This is a genomic window from Enterobacter quasimori (assembly GCF_018597345.1).
Taxonomy (GTDB): Bacteria; Pseudomonadota; Gammaproteobacteria; order Enterobacterales; family Enterobacteriaceae; genus Enterobacter; species Enterobacter mori.
In genome coordinates this window covers 1-16,544 of sequence record NZ_JAHEVU010000008.1, presented here as the reverse complement: position 1 = coordinate 16,544, position 16,544 = coordinate 1, and the positions used below count along the sequence as shown (strand labels likewise).

General features: G+C 57.0%; 16 protein-coding genes. 3 read left to right on the top strand and 13 right to left on the bottom strand.

Going from position 1 to position 16,544, the window contains the following annotated elements:
• Nucleotides 1-44: 44 nt before the first annotated feature.
• The 11 genes from phnK to KK102_RS20870 all read right to left on the bottom strand — a co-directional run bounded on the left by phnK (nt 45) and on the right by KK102_RS20870 (nt 8,224).
• Nucleotides 45-800 (bottom strand): phosphonate C-P lyase system protein PhnK, encoded by a 756-nt coding sequence (phnK, locus tag KK102_RS20920; protein ID WP_216358358.1) that lies wholly within the window; start codon nt 798-800, stop codon nt 45-47.
• A complete protein-coding gene (gene phnJ, locus KK102_RS20915; protein WP_126546143.1) occupies nt 797-1,642 on the bottom strand; it encodes an alpha-D-ribose 1-methylphosphonate 5-phosphate C-P-lyase PhnJ in 846 nt (281 codons plus the stop codon). The genes phnK and phnJ overlap by 4 nt, the downstream gene beginning before the upstream one ends.
• Entirely contained in the window at nt 1,635-2,699 is a 1,065-nt protein-coding gene (locus KK102_RS20910) for a carbon-phosphorus lyase complex subunit (protein ID WP_216358357.1), read from the bottom strand. Before KK102_RS20910 ends, phnJ begins: the two co-directional genes overlap by 8 nt.
• Nucleotides 2,699-3,283, bottom strand: a complete 585-nt coding sequence (phnH, locus tag KK102_RS20905; RefSeq protein ID WP_126546145.1) for a phosphonate C-P lyase system protein PhnH — start codon at nt 3,281-3,283, stop codon at nt 2,699-2,701. Before phnH ends, KK102_RS20910 begins: the two co-directional genes overlap by 1 nt.
• Entirely contained in the window at nt 3,280-3,732 is a 453-nt protein-coding gene (gene phnG / locus KK102_RS20900; protein ID WP_126546146.1) for a phosphonate C-P lyase system protein PhnG, read from the bottom strand. Before phnG ends, phnH begins: the two co-directional genes overlap by 4 nt.
• On the bottom strand, nt 3,733-4,458 hold the full coding sequence (gene phnF, locus KK102_RS20895; RefSeq protein ID WP_032662528.1) for a phosphonate metabolism transcriptional regulator PhnF: 726 nt from the start codon (nt 4,456-4,458) through the stop codon (nt 3,733-3,735).
• A 20-nt stretch (nt 4,459-4,478) separates the two neighbouring features.
• Nucleotides 4,479-5,258: a phosphonate ABC transporter, permease protein PhnE gene (gene phnE / locus KK102_RS20890; RefSeq protein WP_126546148.1), complete on the bottom strand. Its 780-nt coding sequence runs from the start codon at nt 5,256-5,258 to the stop codon at nt 4,479-4,481.
• A 116-nt stretch (nt 5,259-5,374) separates the two neighbouring features.
• Complete coding sequence (phnD, locus tag KK102_RS20885; protein WP_216358356.1) at nt 5,375-6,391, bottom strand: phosphonate ABC transporter substrate-binding protein; 1,017 nt, start codon at nt 6,389-6,391, stop codon at nt 5,375-5,377.
• 23 nt (nt 6,392-6,414) lie between these two features.
• The gene (gene phnC, locus KK102_RS20880) at nt 6,415-7,203 is read right to left on the bottom strand and encodes a phosphonate ABC transporter ATP-binding protein (protein ID WP_126546150.1); all 789 of its coding nucleotides are present in this window, start codon (nt 7,201-7,203) and stop codon (nt 6,415-6,417) included.
• Nucleotides 7,204-7,376: 173 nt separating this feature from the next.
• The gene (yjdN, locus tag KK102_RS20875; RefSeq protein ID WP_126546151.1) at nt 7,377-7,808 is read right to left on the bottom strand and encodes a VOC family metalloprotein YjdN; all 432 of its coding nucleotides are present in this window, start codon (nt 7,806-7,808) and stop codon (nt 7,377-7,379) included.
• Between the two features lie 80 nt (nt 7,809-7,888).
• Nucleotides 7,889-8,224 (bottom strand): zinc ribbon domain-containing protein YjdM, encoded by a 336-nt coding sequence (locus KK102_RS20870; RefSeq protein ID WP_042719123.1) that lies wholly within the window; start codon nt 8,222-8,224, stop codon nt 7,889-7,891.
• 593 nt (nt 8,225-8,817) lie between these two features.
• Between KK102_RS20870 and crfC the strand changes: the two genes are divergently transcribed.
• Both crfC and KK102_RS20860 read left to right on the top strand, forming a co-directional pair.
• On the top strand, nt 8,818-11,172 hold the full coding sequence (crfC, locus tag KK102_RS20865) for a clamp-binding protein CrfC (protein WP_216358355.1): 2,355 nt from the start codon (nt 8,818-8,820) through the stop codon (nt 11,170-11,172).
• Nucleotides 11,169-12,044 (top strand): diguanylate cyclase regulator RdcB family protein, encoded by an 876-nt coding sequence (locus KK102_RS20860; protein WP_126546153.1) that lies wholly within the window; start codon nt 11,169-11,171, stop codon nt 12,042-12,044. Before crfC ends, KK102_RS20860 begins: the two co-directional genes overlap by 4 nt.
• A 60-nt stretch (nt 12,045-12,104) precedes the next feature.
• On the opposite strand, the gene kdgT is transcribed toward KK102_RS20860, so the two are convergent.
• Nucleotides 12,105-13,097, bottom strand: coding sequence for a 2-keto-3-deoxygluconate transporter (kdgT, locus tag KK102_RS20855; protein WP_042719120.1), 993 nt, complete (start codon nt 13,095-13,097; stop codon nt 12,105-12,107).
• 647 nt (nt 13,098-13,744) lie between these two features.
• On the opposite strand from kdgT, the gene proP reads away from it, so the two are divergent.
• A complete protein-coding gene (gene proP / locus KK102_RS20850; RefSeq protein ID WP_089598654.1) occupies nt 13,745-15,247 on the top strand; it encodes a glycine betaine/L-proline transporter ProP in 1,503 nt (500 codons plus the stop codon).
• 33 nt (nt 15,248-15,280) lie between these two features.
• On the opposite strand, the gene KK102_RS20845 is transcribed toward proP, so the two are convergent.
• A complete protein-coding gene (locus tag KK102_RS20845; protein ID WP_216358354.1) occupies nt 15,281-16,234 on the bottom strand; it encodes a nickel/cobalt transporter in 954 nt (317 codons plus the stop codon).
• Nucleotides 16,235-16,544: the final 310 nt, after the last annotated feature.

Here is a 16,544-nt window from a genome sequence, read left to right as displayed (position 1 = left end):
CCGGCCTACAGGTGCGGTGTTCGTGTTGCCCGGCAGCAGCAACCTCAGTTCTGCAACACGGACGACACCAGCAGCTGGGTGTACGGATGGTGCGGATCGTCGAGCACGCGGTCGGTTAACCCACTTTCCACCACCTGGCCCTGCTTCATCACCAGCAGGCGGTCCGCCAGCAGGCGCGCAACGCCCAGATCGTGGGTGACAATCACCACTGCCAGGTTTAGCTCTACCACCAGGCCGCGCAGCAGGTCGAGCAGGCGCGCCTGCACCGAGACGTCCAGCCCGCCGGTGGGTTCATCCATAAACACCAGCTTCGGGTGCGTGACCAGGTTGCGGGCGATCTGCAGGCGCTGCTGCATGCCGCCGGAAAAGGTGGTGGGCAGGTCGTCGATGCGCGACGCGGGAATTTCAACTTCCTCCAGCCAGCGCTGCGCCGTGGCGCGGATGTTGCCGTAGTGGCGCGCGCCGGTGGCCATCAGGCGTTCGCCGATGTTGCCGCCCGCCGAGACCTGACGGCGCAGGCCGTCCATCGGGTGCTGATGTACCACGCCCCACTCGGTGCGCAGCAGACGGCGGCGCTCGGCCTCGCTCATGCCGTAGAGGGAGTGTCCCTGATACAGGATCTCGCCGTGTTGCGGCGCGAGGCGCGCGGAGATGGACTTCAGCAGGGTGGTTTTGCCGGAACCGGACTCGCCGACGATCCCCAGCACTTCGCCCGGCCACAGCTCGAACGACACGTCGCTAAAGCCTTTGCCCGGCGCGTAAAGGTGGGTCAGGTTGTTTACCGAAAGCAGCGGTTTCATTGGCCGTTCGCCTCGCTCTGTTGGCGGCAAAAATCGGTGTCGGAGCAGACAAACATCCGTTTGCCCGTGTCATCCAGCACCACTTCATCCAGATAGCTGTGTTTGGATCCGCAGATGGCGCACGGCTCGTCCCACTCCTGCACCGTAAACGGGTGGTCGTCGAAATCCAGGCTTTCGACGCGCGTATAAGGCGGGACGGCGTAGATGCGCTTTTCGCGCCCGGCACCGAACAGCTGCAGGGCGGGCATCATGTCCATCTTTGGGTTATCGAATTTCGGGATCGGCGACGGATCCATGACGTAGCGCCCGTTGACCTTCACCGGGTAGGCGTAGGTGGTGGCGATGTGGCCGAAGCGGGCGATATCCTCGTACAGCTTCACCTGCATGACCCCGTACTCTTCCAGGGCGTGCATGGTGCGGGTTTCGGTTTCGCGCGGCTCGATAAAGCGCAGCGGCTCCGGAATTGGCACCTGGAAAATCAAAATCTGATCTTCCGTCAGCGGGGTTTCGGGGATGCGGTGACGGGTCTGGATCAGCGTCGCGTCTTCGGTTTTTTCGGTGGTGTTAACGCCCGTTACGCGCCTGAAGAAGCTGCGGATCGACACGGCGTTGGTGGTGTCGTCGGCGCCCTGATCGATGACCTTCAGCACGTCCGCCTCGCCGATCACGCTGGCGGTGATCTGAATACCGCCCGTGCCCCAGCCGTAGGGCATCGGCATTTCGCGGCCGCCGAACGGCACCTGATAGCCCGGAATGGCCACCGCTTTTAAGATGGCGCGGCGGATCATGCGTTTGGTTTGCTCATCCAGATAGGCAAAGTTGTAGCCGCTTAAGTTAGCCATGTTTGCGCTCCCGTTGCAGGCGTTTCAGCAGTTCCAGTTCGGCCTGGAAATCGACGTAGTGCGGCAGCTTGAGGTGCGAGACAAAGCCCGCGGCCTCAACGTTATCCGCGTGGGCCAGCACGAACTCTTCGTCCTGCGCCGGGCCTGCAACGTGCTCGCCGTAGTCCGGTGCCTGCAGCGCACGGTCAACCAGCGCCATTGCCATCGCCTTGCGCTCGCCGAGGCCGAACACCAGCCCGTAGCCGCGGGTAAAGTGCGGGTCTTCATTTTCGGGCGCGACAAAACCGTTCACCATTTCGCATTCGGTCATCAGCAGTTCGCCGACGTTTACGGCAAAACCCAGCTCTTCCGGCACGATTTCGACGTCGATATAGCCGCTGCGAATTTCGGCGGCAAACGGATGGTTACGCCCGTAGCCGCGCTGGGTGGAGTAGGCCAGCGCCAGCAGATAGCCTTCGTCGCCGCGCATCAGCTGCTGCAGGCGGGACGATCGCGAGCACGGGTAAACCGGCGGCGTGCGGGTGATGTCATCCGGCTGCGCGCCGGAATCTTCTTCCGCCTTCGCCAGACCCTGTTTCGCCAGCAGGCTGAAGACGTGCGGAGACGCTTCCTGTTCGGCGTCAGAGGCGCTGAGCGGCGGCGCTTCGCCGTTCGCCAGCAGGGTAAAATCCAGCAGGCGGTGGGTGTAGTCAAAGGTAGGGCCAAGCAGCTGGCCGCCGGGAATGTCTTTATAAACGGCAGAAATGCGGCGCTCCAGGCGCATCTGTGCCGTGTTCACCGGCTCGCTCACCGCCAGTTTGGCAAGCGTGGTGCGGTAGGCGCGCAGCAGGAAGATGGCTTCGACGTTATCGCCGCTGGCCTGCTTCAGGGCCAGCGCCGCCAGCTCGCGGTCGGCGATGCCGCCCTCGGTCATCACGCGGTCGACGGCAAGGTTTAGCTGCTGTTCAATCTGGGCGACGCTCAGCTCGGGCAGCCGTACATCGCCCCGTCGTCTGTGCGCCTGCAGCGCATGGGCGGCGGCGATGGCCTTCTCGCCCCCTTTGACGGCAACGTACATCAGCACACCTCCACGTGGGTGGTCCGCGGGATCGCCAGCAGGCGCTCGCCGCAGGTCAGGATCAGGTCAATGCCCAGCGGGAACGGGTGCGGGCGCTCGGTCAGTTCGTGAATGATGCACTCCGGCAGCTGCGGCGCGACCATGCGTTCATCCGCGATGCCTGCGCCCGTCAGGCGCAGCATGCGGCCGCCGCTGAGGCTGGAGACCTGCAAAATCAGGGTGGCGCTGGTCTCCGGGGCGACGGCGCTGCCTTCGCTCAGGTCGTTGAGCTGCTCGTGGCTGATGTGCTCATCGGCCACGGCAAAGACCGCCTGCCGGGGCTGATCGACCAGCGGGGCGCCGGTGTGAAAGCGCAGGTTCTGGCTGGCGATGTCGTTCGACAGGGTGCCCGAAAGCCACACCGGGGTGTCGTTATCGGCAAGCGTCAGCAGCACGCTGGTGGTTGCCAGATTCAGCGGCAGCCAGCCCTGGGAGAGCTGGTGCAGCGAGACGATCACGCCCGGCTCGCTCATGGCCTTCAGCAGGCGACGAAAACTGTGTTGGGCATCCTGGACGGCCAGGGTAAAAGCAGGTTGAAGCGTCATGCGTTGTCTCCGCGAACGAGCGTAAAGAAGTCGACCCGGCTGGTGTTCACTTCGGCCTGACGTGCGGCAATGCGCGCGGCGCGGTCGGCTTCCAGCGGGGCAATAAGGGTTTCCATTAACGTCTGGAAATGCGGCTGTTCCTGTAAAAGCGCGTCGATCACCGCGCAACGCTCGGCGTGGGCTTTGTCGCGCCCCAGCACGTAGCTGTAGCCCAGCGTGCCGCTGTGCAGGCGGATCGCCGCGCGGGTGAGGGTGGCGTCTCCGGCGAAGAAGCGCTCGCCGGTGCCGCCCATGCGCGCCTGGATTTGTACCAGGCCAATCTCCGGTGCGCGGAGGGTGTCGTAGTCTGGCGTCAGGCTGAGCGCGTTCATGCGGGCAGCCAGCGCGGCAGGCTGGGTGTGGGCCAGCACGCGCATCCAGCGCTGTCGGGTGGCGGTGTCGAAGTGCATTCAGTGCTCCATGGTGAATTCGATCATGTCGGCGCGGGTCAGGCTGACGGAGTATTCCGTCGCGTTAATCTCGCCGTCACGGTGGTTGAGGGTGCGTACGCAGAGCAGCGGGGCCATATTGGGAATTTCAAGCACCTTGCTCTCTTTCGCCTGCGCGCGGCGGGCGCTGATGCGCGTCTGGGTGCGCTTGAGCGCAATGCCTGTCGCATCCTGAAGAAAATCATGCAGCGAGCCGCTGGAGAAATGCTGCAGCACGGGCCAGAGAGCGAGGTCCGCAAAGTAGTGGTCTATCTGGCACACCGCCACGCCGTTGACGCGGCGCAGGGTGCGCAGGTGGATGACGTTATCGCCCTCCTGAATCCCCAGCGCGTCCGCCACGTGGCTGGAAGCCGGGCGCAATACCGAGAGCAGCTTTTCGCTGGTCGGGTGGCTGCCCTGATCCAGCAGGTTCTGGCTAAAGCGCGCCTGGGCGTTTAGCGGGTAGTCGAACGGGCGCATCAGCACCAGCACGCCCACGCCCTGACGGCGCTGTACCCAGCCGCGCTCGACCAGCTGGTCAATGGCGCGGCGCAGGGTGTGTCGGTTCACCTCATAGCGGTCGGCAAGCTGCTGCTCGGCGGGCAGGTAGTCCCCGCAGCGGTAGTGCGTGCGCAGCTCCACTTCGAGCTTTGCCGCAATCTCTTGCCAGCGGGTGGGGTAACTGGTCGGATGTCTGGATAAGTGCATAGAAAACAAAGCCTCGCTTCTCAGATGAAGTGCTTACGCAAACGTTGAGAGAGGAAATCCAGCAGGCTGACGGTGACGATGATAAGCACCATCAGGGCGCAGGTTTGCTGGAACTGGAAACCGCGAATCGCTTCCCACAGGGTGACGCCAATCCCGCCTGCGCCGACCATGCCGACCACGGTGGCGGAGCGGACGTTGGACTCAAAGCGGTACAGGGAGTAGGAGATCAGCAGCGGCATCACCTGCGGCAGAACGCCGTAGAGGATCTCTTCGATTTTGTTGGCGCCCGTTGCGCGAATGCCTTCTACCGGGCCGGGCTCGATGGCTTCGACCGCTTCGGAGAGCAGCTTGGAGAGCACGCCTGTAGTGTGGATGAACAGCGCCATCACGCCCGCGAACGGACCCAGGCCGACGGCGACCACGAACAGCATCGCAAAGACCATTTCGTTGATGGCGCGGCAGGCGTCCATCAGGCGGCGCATGGGCTGGTATACCCACCACGGCACGATGTTTTCGGCGCTCATCAGGCCAAACGGAACAGAGAGGACGACGGCAAGGGCGGTGCCCCAGACGGCGATTTGCAGGGTGACCGCCATTTCGCCAAGGTAGTCCTGCCACTGGCTGAAGTCCGGCGGGAAGAAGTCGGCGGCGAAGGTCGCCATGTTGCCCGCGTCTTTGAAGAGCAGCAGCGGATCCATTTCCGCGCCCTTCCAGGAGATAACCAGCACCGCCAGCAGGATGGCCCAGCTTATGAGCGAGAACCAGCTGCGCTTTGGCGGTGGGAGGGTGATGGTTTGCATGTTTGACTCCTTAATCCGTTCTCCCTCTCCCTGTGGGAGAGGGCCGGGGTGAGGGCATCAGCGTGCGCATTTCCCCCTCACCCTAACCCTCTCCCTCAAGGGAGAGGGGACTTGAGTTACTGCACCGCTTTATTCACGCTGGTCATTGCGCCCAGCGCGGCGGTCAGGCGGTCGAGATCGTCCAGCTGGGCCTGAATTTCAGAGACTTTGCTGGTCTTCTCGTCTTCCTTAAGGCCTTTGTTGTCCTTCACGCCCTGCATCTCTTTAAACAGCGCCAGCTGGCGAATCGGAACCAGCTGCAGGTCGCTTGACGCGCGGAACGGTGCCCAGCCCAGACGTTCAAGAACCGCTTTCTCTTCCGGCGTTTTGCCGTAGTTCATAAAGAAGTCGTACACCTTCTCCTTGGTGCTTTCGGTGAGGTTTTTACGCCACACGATCGGGTCGCCGGGGATCAGCGGCGATTTCCAGATGACCTTCAGCTCTTTCAGCTTGTCCGGCGCGGAGGTCTTCAGCTTGTCGAGGTTCTCGGTGTTGTTGGTGGCAACGTCCACCTGCTTGTTGGCGACGGCCAGGGCGTTGGTTTCGTGGCTGGCGTTGACGGTGCGCTTGAAGTCGCTGGCGGAGGCGTTGTTTTTGGCGAAGACGTAGTAGCCAGGAACGAGGAAGCCAGAGGTGGAGTTCGGGTCGCCGTTGCCGAAGGTCAGCTCTTTGCGTTTGGCGAGCAGGTCGTTGAGGTTGTTGATCGGGCTGTCTTTGTTCACGATCAGCACGCTCCAGTAGCCCGGAGAACCGTCTGCTGCAACGGTCTGGGCAAAGACCTGGCCGTTCGCGCGGTCCACCGCTTCCATGGCGGAGAGGTTGCCGTACCAGGCGATGTCCACTTTGTTAAAGCGCATCCCCTGGATGATGCCCGCGTAGTCCGGGGCGAAGAAGGCATTCACTTTGATCCCCAGCTTGGTTTCCATATCTTTCAGGAACGGTTCCCACTGGGGTTTCAGGTTCTGCTGTGATTCCGTCGAAATGATGCCAAAGTTCAGCGCTTTTTCCTGCTCCTCGGCGTGGGCCGGGCTTAACAGGCTGCTGATGCTGAACATGCTGGTGAAGGCCAGCGCGGCAACCGTTTTATAGCTCATTTCCATTCCTCGTTATGGGGGCGTTAAGCAGCCTGCGCGTTCTCTTCGACGCGATTTATGCTGCGGTAGAGATGGTCAAAACGTTCGTTATCAAACTGGTGGCTTGCGCCATCAAAGAACACGTGCCCCTGACGCAGGGCGACGATGCGCTCGCAGTAGCGCAGGGCGTAATCCACCTGATGCAGCGTAACCACCACGGTGATGCCGTCGTGCTGGTTAATGTCGCGCAGGGTTTCCATTACGATGCGCGCCGATTCCGGGTCCAGCGAGGCGATGGGTTCATCGGCAAGAATGATTTTCGCTTTCTGCATCAGCGCGCGGGCGATGGCGACGCGCTGCTGCTGTCCACCGGACAGAGTGGAGACGCGCTGGTGGGCGAAATGCGCCATACCGACGCGGGTTAGCGCCTGCAGCGCTTCTTGTTTCTGAGAAGGGGAGAACCAGCGCAGACAGGTGCGCCAGAACGGGGTGCTGCCGAGCGCGCCAATCAGCACGTTCTCCAGCACCGTCAGGCGGTTAACCAGATTGAACTGCTGGAAGATGTAGCCCGTCTGGGCGCGGCTTTTGCGAATATCGCTCGCCAGACGGCCTGCACGCTGTACGGTGTTGCCCAGCAGTTCGACGTGGCTTTCCGGGTTTTTATCGCAGGTAATGAGACCGCTTAAATGGCGCAGAAGGGTGGATTTACCTGAGCCAGAAGGCCCGAGAAGCGCCACCATGTCGCCCTGCTGGACGTTCAGATCAACGGCATGCAGCGCCTTGTTGTGATGGAAGGTCTTGCTCAGTTTCTCGACGCGGATGACGGTTTGCATGTGCTGGGCCTCACGATAAATGTGGCCTCATGCTGGCGCATCAATATGACATTTGGGTTAAGTCTGGGTTGCGGGAATTTGAAGAGTTGAGGGGAGTTTGATGACAATTACCGTAGGCCCGGTTAGCGCAGCGCCACCGGGCGCTGTTGCTGGTTGCGCTGCGCTTATCCGGCCTACGATTTAACGACGTTTATCATCCACGGCACGCCGTATTTATCGGTGACCTTACCGAAGCCGTGGGCCCAGAAGGTTTCCTGCCAGGCCATTTCGATATTTCCGCCCGCGGCAAGACTGTCGAACCAGCGTTTACCTTCATTGACGTCCTGGGTATCGAGCACCAGCGTGAATCCGGCGTACTGCGCGCTGCTGCCGGGCGGTATTCCATCGCTCATCATGATATCGCTGCCCGCGATGCGGACGTTAGAGTGGGCGATGGCGGAATCCGGAAACTGCATGCCGGACGGGCAGCCTTCTTCGCTGTTTTCGTCTTTTGGCATTTCGCCGAAGGTGATTTTATAGAGGAGTTCTGCGCCGACGGCCTGCTGGTAGAAGGCGGTGGCCTCAGCGCAGTTGCCGGCGAAAGAGATGTAGGGACTTAACGGCATAATCTTTACCTCACGTAAGAAAAGCCCATTAAGTGTAGTTCCCGAAAGCCCGGCAAGCGAAGCGCCACCGGGCGGGTAAATCAGTTCTTTTTCACGAACTCAGATTTCAGCTTCATTGGGCCGAAGCCGTCAATTTTGCAGTCGATGTTGTGATCGCCTTCAACCAGACGGATATTCTTCACTTTGGTGCCGATCTTCAGCATGGAAGAGCTGCCTTTCACCTTCAGATCTTTCACCACAGTGACGCTGTCGCCGTCGGCCAGAAGGTTGCCGTTCGCATCTTTTACGATAAGGGTATCGCTGTCCTGCGAAGGCTCTGCGTCATTCCATTCGTGCGCGCATTCCGGGCAGATGAACATGCCATTATCTTCGTACGTGTATTCAGAATTGCATTTCGGGCAGTGTGGGAGTTGCATGTCGGTATCCTCAAAAGTGTTAACACGCTGGAAAATGCCAGCTAAATGACGGCAGAGTGCCGAAAAAGGCGGCAAGTATAACGCAAATCCACACTTTTGTCGGTGCTATTGCATAATTAAAAAATGCAAAAAATTGTGTGGCCAGTGACACTTGCTGTCAGTCAGTTAAGCGATGCTTGACGCATTAAGACGATGGAAAGAAATGATGCTAAATATATCGAATATTTTATTGCATCAAATTGCTACGCTCTTCCATTTCGGATAAGGTTAAGCAACAAGCTGTTATTTATCTACGTTCACCAACGCCATTCATCCCGTGGTGGTGGAGAATTACCTCTCTTTTTAGGTGGGTAAATAGCAATGATATATCCTGATGTTTCCTGAAAATGAGCTACGCTTTTTATCTTTTGGCTTTCCGGCCAAGGGGGCCGTTTTACACGCCTTGCAAGGATGGTTATTTATTTTTGATTGCCATCAATTAGTTATATTTTGCGAACATGTTTCCATACGTGATCATATAAGCCGAAACAGCATAATCAAAACAAAGTGGCTTAATAAAAGTAATAAATTTGCGTTAAGGAAAGGCTTTTATCATGCACACACAGACTATTTTTGAATTAAGCCAGGAAGCTGAGCGTCTGTTACAGCTCGCGCTACAGAATCTTGAGACGTTGAAATCAATGCCAGGGGCGATGCTGGATAGCGCGACGGCCGCGGTGAGTGGCGTTAATAATAATGTATTGCCTTTACATTTCAGCGCCCGTGGCGTCGATGCTCAGCAGGCGATGCTAAATAATGAATTACGCAAAATAACCCGTCTCGAAATGGTATTGGCCATAGTCGGGACCATGAAGGCGGGTAAATCAACCACCATTAATGCGATTGTGGGTACCGAGGTATTGCCGAACCGCAACCGGCCAATGACCGCGCTCCCGACGCTGATCCGCCATACGCCGGGCCAGAAGGAGCCTGTACTTCATTTTTCGCATGTCTCTCCTATTGATGCGTTGATCCTGCAATTGCAGAAAAAGCTCTGCGATGACGATCGCGGTAAGCTGGCCCAGCGTCTGGAAATAGATAAAGACATGAATACCCTGCTGGAGCGTATCGAAAAAGGTGAGCCATTTGAAAAGCATCATCTGGGCGCAGAGCCGATATTCCATTGTCTGAAAAGCCTTAACGACCTGGTACGCCTTTCTCTGGCGCTGGGCGTGGATTTTCCGTTTTCCGAATACACGACAATTGAACATATTCCGGTCATTGAGGTGGAGTTTGTCCATCTCGCAGGGCTGGATGCCCATCTGGGTCAACTGACGTTACTCGACACGCCGGGGCCAAATGAAGCCGGACAGCCGCATCTGCAAAAAATGCTCAGCGAGCAGTTGGCTCGCGCCTCGGCTGTCCTGGCGGTGATGGACTACACCCAGCTCAAATCGATTTCCGATGAAGAAGTTCGTCAGGCGATTTCGGTGGCGGGGAAATCGGTCCCCCTGTATGCGCTGGTCAATAAGTTCGATCAGAAAGATCGTAACAGCGACGACGAGGAACAGGTCCGGGCGTTGATTTCCGGCACATTGATGAAGGGAAATATTTCGCCTGGGCAGATTTACCCGGTTTCCTCGATGTGGGCCTACCTGGCCAATCGTGCCCGCTATGAGATGGCCGCTAACGGACGGCTCCCTGACCATCAGGCGCAGCGCTGGGTGCAGGATTTTGCCGAGGCGGCGCTGGGACGTCGCTGGCGAACAGCCGATCTGGACGATATCGACCATATCCGTCACGCCGCGGACCTGCTGTGGGAAGACTCGTTGTTTGAACAACCCATTCGTAAGCTGATTTACGCCGCGTATGCCAACGCCTCGCTGTTTGCCCTGCGTTCGGCGTCCCACAAGCTGCTCAACTATGCGCAGAATGCCCGGGAGTATCTCGATTTTCGCTATCAGGGGCTGACCGTGGCCTTCGACGAGCTGGAGTTGAACATTGCCCGGCTTGAGGACGACATGGCGCTAATAAAAACGCGTCAGAGTGTGGTCAGTGATGAAGTGCAGCACGAAGTTGAAGAGGCGCTTAGCGCAACAGCTGAGTTCATGGCGCGGCAAAAGGACGCGCTGCAACAGGCGATTGGGCAGGTCTTTAGCCACAGCAATATTATGGGTGTCGCCGGTATCGATCCGCTGAATGTGCGAAACGACGCAGTGGAAGAGGCACATCATCTGGTGCTGGACGACGAAGGGCAGGCGCAGGTTGTGCTGAGCAAGATCAGCTCCTCATGTGAACTGATCATGCTGGATGCGCAGGATAAGATCTGTCGAGAGCTGGCGTTGCGCTTCGATCAGCTGGAATCCACGCTGGCACGTTCGTTGAATGAGGCCATGCGCCCCATAGAGACGCGGATTAAAGCGCAGCTGAGCCATGCGGGTTTTCGGGCGCGGATCAGTTTCCCTGCGTTTCAGCCTAATCAGCTGAACTTCAACACGCGCGCGCTGTTTAACGATGCCATTGCGATGGATAGCCGTCCGGCAGGGCGATCTTCAGGTACGGGCAGCATGCGTGAAACCGTCTCGCGCTGGTTGAACAATCCGGGCTGGGGCTGGGAGGACGCGGTCGCGACGCGTACACGATACGTCATCGATATCGCGCAGCTTCATGACAAATTTAAGCAACATATCGACCAGTTTTGTGAACAAATAGGTAAAGCTTTGGCCGCGCAGGTCGATGTTTCTGTTACGGCAGGTATGGCGACATTCTTTGCGGAATTTTCATTATGCCTGACCGGGTTACAGGAAAGCTTGCGTGATAGCCTCGCAGTGCGTCAGCAAAATGAGCATTCGACACGAGCGCTCAGCCAGATGCTGAAGCAAAGTCTTACGACTGCAGCGTGGATTCAGGAAGATACCCGACTGTTACGCGATGATATTCAAACCCTATTCGCGGCAGAGCAACCATGACAACACAGCTACTGGACGGTCCCGGGCGGACGCTGGAGTGTATTCATCCCAAATTTATGGTCGATCTGGTTCAGGGCGTGGACGCTGCGCGTCATCCCCATCTGGGGCCGCAGCAGCTGCAGTTTCGTGAACGTTTGACTCAGGAAATCATGACGCACACCCGGCTGCGGCCGTGGGCGATGTCGGGAATGTTCACCGAAAATACGGCATTGCGGCTGGGGCTGGCGGAGAAGCTGGCCGGAATGCTCGATCCTGGCCATCTGGCACTGACCCGTATGTCCGATAAATTGCTGGCGCTTCGGCAGCAGACGAACCCGCGCACCGTTCAGCCTCCGGGTCTGATACAGCAGTATGAAGAACTCACCGCTCACTTTAGCCAGCGTGCGGCTTATAAAGAGAAAGCGCTGACGCAGCGCGGGCTCACGGTTCAGGCGGGTGAGCATAGCGAGCAGATTTTTACCCGCTGGCGTGCCGGTCAATACGACAGTTGGTCTTTGGCTGGCCGCTGTTACGTTGTTCTGGAAGAGTTGCGCTGGGGGGCGTTTGGTGATGCGTGCCGCCTGGCAAATGACGATGTGGCGGCCATGCTCAAGGATAACCTGCGCAGCATGGCGGCGAATTATCTTGCTCAGGGTATTAATGCCTCTCCCACTACCCGACACTTTTACCCTCAATGGCTGACAACATCCGCCTCCCCCGGTCTGATGGATTACAAGGATATGCTGGGCTGGTTGGGGGACTGGTGCCTGGCGGATAAGCATCCGGTTTGCTGGTCGGTGACGCAGAGCTGGCAAACTGTCGCGCTGGGCATGCCAAGGCTCTGTTCGGCAAAACGGCTGGTGGATGGGATGGTGGAAGAAATTTTTGGCTGATCCCTTCCCCCCTCACCCTAACCCTCTCCCCGCAGGGGAGAGGGGATGGTTTGGTGCGGTTTAATGATTCATTTCTACTGGTTTCGGTTCAGGCTGAGTCTCTTGCACATTCCCGTAGCGTTTCGCATACAGCGCCGTGATGATGGGGACCAGAATCGCGGTGACGATCACGCTGGCGGCAACCAGCGCTGTGGCTGACGCGGCGACCGGTTCGAAGGCTGGGTTAATTTGGGCAATAATCACCGGGTTTGCGACGGCAGCCCCGGCGGCCGAAGACGCGGCGACACCCGCGGTTCCGTTTCCGCCTCCAATCACGCGGTCGGCAATAATCAGCGGAATACCGGTGATGATGATGACGGCAACGCCCAGCACAATACCCAGCAGGCCGGTATCCAGGATCACGTTCAGGTTGATAGTGTTACCCAGTGCGAAGCCAAAGAACGGGATCAGCACCGGCGTAGCTTTGCTGAAGAAATCGCGTAAATCGTGATCCAGATTACCCAGCGCAAAACCGATCAGGAATGGCAGGATCGCGCCGACAAAGTGGTGAGGCTCAAAGGAGGCAAGACCGGCAGAGCCCAGGATCAACATGGTCATCAGCGGGCCGGACTCCAGCGACATCAGCACGAACGCACCGGATTCCTCCTTGGTGCCGTACTGATTCATCAGGCTGGCATACAGGCCCCCGTTGGTCATATCCATCGCTGACACGATGGCCAGCACGGATAATCCGGCAAAGAATCCGGTCTGAATGCCGTTCTCCGGAATGAACATCGCGCAGATCATTGCAACAACCCAGGCGACGGCAATTTTTGTGATAACCAGTGTGCCTGATTTGCGTAATACCGTACCCGTGGCACGTAAATTTATGGATGCACCGATGCAAAAGAACCATACCGCCAGAATCGGTACCGTTCCGCTAATCATACCTTTTGTGAATCCACCAAAATAAGCACCGGTATTCGGTGCCAGTGTATTTAAGATCGCACCAAGTACCAGCGGAACCAACATCATTCCGCCGGGGATACGTTCTATTGTGGCTTTAATCTTCATGTTTAACCCTCGCATCTCGCCCCGCGTATCTGGCGGAAAGCTTCAAAAAAATAAATAAACAAATTCAATGGATTACCTGCCTTTTTGAGGGGCTAATTCGTTATCCATGCAATAAAATTAAATGAGTGTCTTCCGATTCTTTTGTTCGGAAGCACTGGAGATGATGTTTGCGGATTTATGATGCGATCTTTGGAATTGCGATTCAATGAAAATAAAACAATGTTTTAGTTATCTCGATCACATAATGAATGTAAACAAAGGATGCGGCATTTTATTATTAAAATTTATGTAAATCTGATGTGAAGGATTGTGGCTTAATCTTTTGCTGCGCCCCGAATAATAACGTACGTAAGCATATTTTTTAGGCCGCTTGAGTAAGTACGCATTCGCAGGAATTGACAAAGTCTGACGTCATTTGACGAACAGGAAAAAGATATGTGAAGTTGATCACATATATAAACACTGGTAGGGTAAAAAGGTCATTAACTGCCCAGGCAGGCGTCAACAGGTTCGGTTGTATCGACGTGAAACGTCAATGTAAGTAAACCTGCTACGCTTGAATAAGGCGATTCGCATGGAGCGAATCCCAGGTTCACAGAACGCGAGTTAGCTGTGGAACGGACAGGGCTGAGTCTACGAGGAAAGCTATGCTAAGAAGGAAAAAGGTTAAACCCATTACGCTTCGCGATGTCACGATTATCGATGACGCAAAACTGCGTAAAGCGATCACCGCCGCCTCGCTCGGTAATGCGATGGAATGGTTCGATTTTGGTGTCTACGGTTTTGTTGCCTATGCATTAGGTAAAGTGTTCTTCCCCGGTGCCGACCCAAGCCTGCAGATGATTGCCGCGCTGGGTACGTTCTCCGTTCCCTTCCTGATTCGCCCTCTGGGTGGTCTGTTCTTCGGTATGCTCGGTGACAAATACGGTCGCCAGAAAATACTCGCTATCACCATTGTTATTATGTCGATCAGTACATTCTGTATCGGCCTGATACCGTCCTACGCCACCATAGGCATCTGGGCACCGATTTTGCTGCTGCTCTGCAAAATGGCGCAGGGCTTCTCCGTCGGGGGCGAGTATACCGGTGCGTCGATCTTCGTTGCGGAGTATTCACCTGACCGTAAGCGTGGCTTTATGGGCAGCTGGCTGGACTTCGGTTCGATTGCCGGGTTTGTGATGGGCGCGGGCGTCGTGGTGCTGATTTCAACCGTGGTGGGTGAAGAGAACTTCCTCGAATGGGGCTGGCGTATTCCGTTCTTTATCGCGCTGCCGCTGGGCATCATCGGTCTTTACCTGCGCCATGCGCTGGAAGAGACGCCAGCGTTCCAGCAGCACGTTGAAAAGCTGGAGCAGGGAGACCGCGAAGGGCTGCAGGAAGGCCCGAAAGTATCGTTCAAAGAGATTGCCACCAAACACTGGCGCAGCCTGCTGACCTGTATCGGTCTGGTGATTTCCACCAACGTGACCTACTACATGCTGCTGACCTACATGCCGAGCTACCTGTCGCATAACCTGCACTACTCGGAAGATCACGGTGTGCTGATTATTATCGCCATCATGGTGGGTATGCTGTTTGTGCAGCCGATTATGGGGCTGCTGAGCGACCGCTTTGGCCGTCGACCGTTCATCATCCTCGGCAGTGTGGCGCTGTTTGCGCTGGCGATCCCGGCCTTTATTCTGATTAACAGTAATGTGCTGGGTCTGATTTTCGCGGGCCTGCTGATGCTGGCGGTGATCCTGAACTGCTTTATCGGGGTGATGGCGTCAACATTGCCTGCGATGTTCCCGACGCACATTCGTTATAGTGCGCTGGCGGCGGCGTTCAACATCTCGGTTCTGATTGCGGGCCTGACGCCGACGCTTGCCGCCTCTCTGGTGGAAAGCACGCAGAACCTGATGATGCCTGCTTATTATCTGATGGTTATTGCAGTCATTGGCCTGGCAACCGGTCTGACCATGAAGGAGACGGCGAACCGTCCTCTGAAAGGGGCGACGCCTGCGGCATCCGATATTCAGGAAGCGAAAGAGATCCTGCGCGAGCACTACGATAACGTAGAGCAGAAGATAGAGGATATTGACGCAGAGATTGAAGAGCTGCAGAAGAAACGCTCTCGCCTTGTTGATCAACATCCACGAATTAACGAGTAATAATGAAACCCGCCGCTGGCGGGTTTTCTTTTATTAGCATCCGGCGGCAATGTAGTCGCCGTTGGCGCTGATGGGGATCACCGTCAGGAACAGGACGGTGGCGAACAGAATCAGCACGATCCCTCCCGCAATTTTTACGACCGGGACCAGCCAGCTTAGCGATGACCCGCCGCCGAAATACGCCACCGTACGTTCGCGGGCATAGCGTACCGCCAGCGAGAGAACCATAATAGAAAGCGCTGTACCCAGTGACATGGTCATCACCGCGGCGATCCCCCAGGTGACAATGCCGAGCGCATTCGAGAACATCAGGATCATGATCGCGCCGCTGCACGGCCGCGCGCCAATCGCCATCACCACGCCCAGACGCGTTTTCCAGTCGCCTTTTGTCAGTTCGGCTCCCACGCCATGATGGCCGCAGCCGCAATGCTCATCATGCTGGTGGAAGGGCTTGATCGAGGAGAGTGTCATTCGACGCGGACGCAGGCTTTTCAGTGCCTGATAAATCACATATGCGCCGAATGCGCCAATAAGGACGGCGCTGACCTTCTCGACATACCATCGACTGGTACTGATATCCCCCGAGGCGAGGTTAAACCCTATCGCCAGTATAAAGACAAAGAGTATGGCGCTGACGCCCTGCATCAGGCTGCCGAGAAACGGCACAACCCGGGCGGCCAATTCGCTTTCTTTATTTGTACTGAGATAGGTGGTGACAATGAATTTACCATGCCCCGGTCCGATGGCGTGCAGTACGCCATAAAGGAAGGCACCGGTGAGTAGCCACAGACCGCCGCTGTACTGATGGTTATTCAGCTGGAGCAAGTACATCACCAGATAGCGATGTAAGGTGATCTGGGTGGCGAGGCACCACTGAATAAAGGCATTCCAGTGCGTATGGAGCGTAAAACCTGCAAAGAGAAGTACCAGCGCCATCAGCCCTGCTGTGGGGATGCGCCAGTCACGGGTGAGACGTTGTGTGGTCATGGGAGGAGCCTGCAGGGGGAATATTTGTCGCTAGTATAGTGGATTTAAGGGGCGGTTGTGGATAAGTCTGTGTGTAAAAAGGTATAAGGCGGGGTTTTGCTGTGGAATGCAGCAGTCAGTCATTTTTCTGTCATTTAGCGGTTGCGGCCTGCGGAGAACTCCCTATAATGCGCCTCCATCGACACGGAACATGTGAATCACTTCACAAACAGCCCGGTCGGTTGAAGAGAAAAAATCCTGAAATAACGGGTTGACTCTGAAAGAGGAAAGCGTAATATACGCCACCTCGCAACGGTGAGCGAAAGCCGCG

What these genes read in the sequence shown, in the direction of transcription:
- phnG (WP_126546146.1), bottom strand. Translation starts at nt 3,732, where the DNA reads ATGCACTTCGACACCGCCACCCGACAGCGCTGGATGCGCGTGCTGGCC.
- phnJ (WP_126546143.1), bottom strand. Translation starts at nt 1,642, where the DNA reads ATGGCTAACTTAAGCGGCTACAACTTTGCCTATCTGGATGAGCAAACC.
- phnC (WP_126546150.1), bottom strand. Translation starts at nt 7,203, where the DNA reads ATGCAAACCGTCATCCGCGTCGAGAAACTGAGCAAGACCTTCCATCAC.
- phnD (WP_216358356.1), bottom strand. Translation starts at nt 6,391, where the DNA reads ATGAGCTATAAAACGGTTGCCGCGCTGGCCTTCACCAGCATGTTCAGC.
- phnE (WP_126546148.1), bottom strand. Translation starts at nt 5,258, where the DNA reads ATGCAAACCATCACCCTCCCACCGCCAAAGCGCAGCTGGTTCTCGCTC.
- proP (WP_089598654.1), top strand. Translation starts at nt 13,745, where the DNA reads ATGCTAAGAAGGAAAAAGGTTAAACCCATTACGCTTCGCGATGTCACG.
- KK102_RS20845 (WP_216358354.1), bottom strand. Translation starts at nt 16,234, where the DNA reads ATGACCACACAACGTCTCACCCGTGACTGGCGCATCCCCACAGCAGGG.
- yjdN (WP_126546151.1), bottom strand. Translation starts at nt 7,808, where the DNA reads ATGCCGTTAAGTCCCTACATCTCTTTCGCCGGCAACTGCGCTGAGGCC.
- KK102_RS20870 (WP_042719123.1), bottom strand. Translation starts at nt 8,224, where the DNA reads ATGCAACTCCCACACTGCCCGAAATGCAATTCTGAATACACGTACGAA.
- phnF (WP_032662528.1), bottom strand. Translation starts at nt 4,458, where the DNA reads ATGCACTTATCCAGACATCCGACCAGTTACCCCACCCGCTGGCAAGAG.
- KK102_RS20860 (WP_126546153.1), top strand. Translation starts at nt 11,169, where the DNA reads ATGACAACACAGCTACTGGACGGTCCCGGGCGGACGCTGGAGTGTATT.
- kdgT (WP_042719120.1), bottom strand. Translation starts at nt 13,097, where the DNA reads ATGAAGATTAAAGCCACAATAGAACGTATCCCCGGCGGAATGATGTTG.
- crfC (WP_216358355.1), top strand. Translation starts at nt 8,818, where the DNA reads ATGCACACACAGACTATTTTTGAATTAAGCCAGGAAGCTGAGCGTCTG.
- phnK (WP_216358358.1), bottom strand. Translation starts at nt 800, where the DNA reads ATGAAACCGCTGCTTTCGGTAAACAACCTGACCCACCTTTACGCGCCG.
- KK102_RS20910 (WP_216358357.1), bottom strand. Translation starts at nt 2,699, where the DNA reads ATGTACGTTGCCGTCAAAGGGGGCGAGAAGGCCATCGCCGCCGCCCAT.
- phnH (WP_126546145.1), bottom strand. Translation starts at nt 3,283, where the DNA reads ATGACGCTTCAACCTGCTTTTACCCTGGCCGTCCAGGATGCCCAACAC.